Below are 1,393 nucleotides of genomic sequence, written 5' to 3' on the forward strand. Positions count from 1 at the left end.
GACACTTATTGCATGTCCTGACCGGTGAAACATTAAAAACTAATGGGAAATTGGGTACAACAAAAAGAAGTGTAATCGAGTAAACAATATAAAACCAAAATTGATAAATTATGTCCAGTAAAAAACGATTGCACCAAAGCCAAATATCAAGAATCATTGAACGACACGAGTTTGCAGAGGCGCTCGATATAAACAAAAATAACATTAGCAAAAATCCAGAAATATACGCACAAAGACAAGCCATAGTAGAGCATCCTTTTGGCACTATGAAAAGGCAATGGGGATTTGACCACATTATGACCAAAAAAACCAAAGAAAGAGCCTCTGCGGACGTTGGCTTTATTTTCATTGCATACAATCTAAAAAGAATTATGAATAGTATTGGTATTGATCGATTGATCAAACATATCATCTTATTTTGGCTAGAAATAGGTGTAAAAAAACGCCTAAATAAGCTTTTAAAGTCTTTTGAACACTTAAAAAAGTTAACTGTATATTTTATTGAAAATGCATCCCCTAAAAGTACAACCAAACAAATAGCTTATTTTCGAATAAATTTATAAAATTATTGGCGGTTTTTAGACGAACTGACGTTGGCAACAATATTAGGAAAAATTTGCGTTTGATTCATATTTGGTGTAAATTTACATCAAAACAAGATGTTATGGCAAGGCAAAGTATATCCTTTACAAAACCCAATGATGAATGGCTTAAAAATCAAGTTGACAACAAAGAATATTCAAGCAAAAGTGAATTAGTCAACGATTTAATTAGACAAGCAAGAAGTCAACAAGTTCAAATTGATTGGATTAGGACCAAACTCGAAAGAGCTGAAAATAGTGGGTTTACTTCTGATAGTAAAGCACAAATTCTAAAGCAATCAAAGAACTTACTCAATGGCTGAATTTAAAATAAGTAATACTGCGAAAGAGGACTTGATAAGAATTCATCATTACGGAGTTAGAAAATTCGGAATAACTCAAGCGGATAAATACTATGACTCTTTTTTTGAATATTTTGACATAATTGTACAAAGACCGTTTTCATTTGAATCGGTTGATTTTATAAAGAAAGGATATCGACGTTGTGTTTGCGGATCTGACAGTATTTTCTACAAAGTAAACGAAGATGTTGTTGAAATAATGACAATAATTGGAAGACAAGATTTGAATAACATTCTTTAAAGATACAGTTGCCAACAACGTGTATAACCCATTGTTTGCTTTGTGTGTACTCGGAAAATCCTGCGGATTTTCCTCTGGCTCGTTTCTTTTTGCTAATTTAGTCCTTAACCAAAACAACGTGCCATACACGAGCACGTTGTGCTTCATTATGACAAACCGCTAACCAATGATAAAATTCTTTAGAAAAATAAGACAAAACTTGCTGATGG

At 32.6% G+C, this 1,393-nt stretch carries 2 protein-coding genes and 1 pseudogene; all 3 read left to right on the forward strand.

From position 1 onward, the window contains the following. Nucleotides 1–212: 212 nt before the first annotated feature. Nucleotides 213–384 (forward strand): annotated as a pseudogene (locus RH82_RS19310) (transposase); the annotation flags it as partial. A 280-nt stretch (nt 385–664) separates the two neighbouring features. Continuing rightward, nucleotides 665–904: a ribbon-helix-helix domain-containing protein gene (locus RH82_RS00050; protein ID WP_034057035.1), complete on the forward strand. Its 240-nt coding sequence runs from the start codon at nt 665–667 to the stop codon at nt 902–904. Next, nucleotides 897–1,184: a type II toxin-antitoxin system RelE/ParE family toxin gene (locus tag RH82_RS00055; protein ID WP_034057032.1), complete on the forward strand. Its 288-nt coding sequence runs from the start codon at nt 897–899 to the stop codon at nt 1,182–1,184. The genes RH82_RS00050 and RH82_RS00055 overlap by 8 nt, the downstream gene beginning before the upstream one ends. The last annotated feature ends 209 nt before the right edge of the window (nt 1,185–1,393 follow it).

Source organism: Lacinutrix jangbogonensis (genome assembly GCF_000797445.1).
Lineage (GTDB): Bacteria > Bacteroidota > Bacteroidia > Flavobacteriales > Flavobacteriaceae > Lacinutrix > Lacinutrix jangbogonensis.

Coding starts and splice junctions, on each gene's coding strand:
- RH82_RS00050 (WP_034057035.1), top strand. CDS start 665: ATGGCAAGGCAAAGTATATCCTTTACAAAACCCAATGATGAATGGCTT.
- RH82_RS00055 (WP_034057032.1), top strand. CDS start 897: ATGGCTGAATTTAAAATAAGTAATACTGCGAAAGAGGACTTGATAAGA.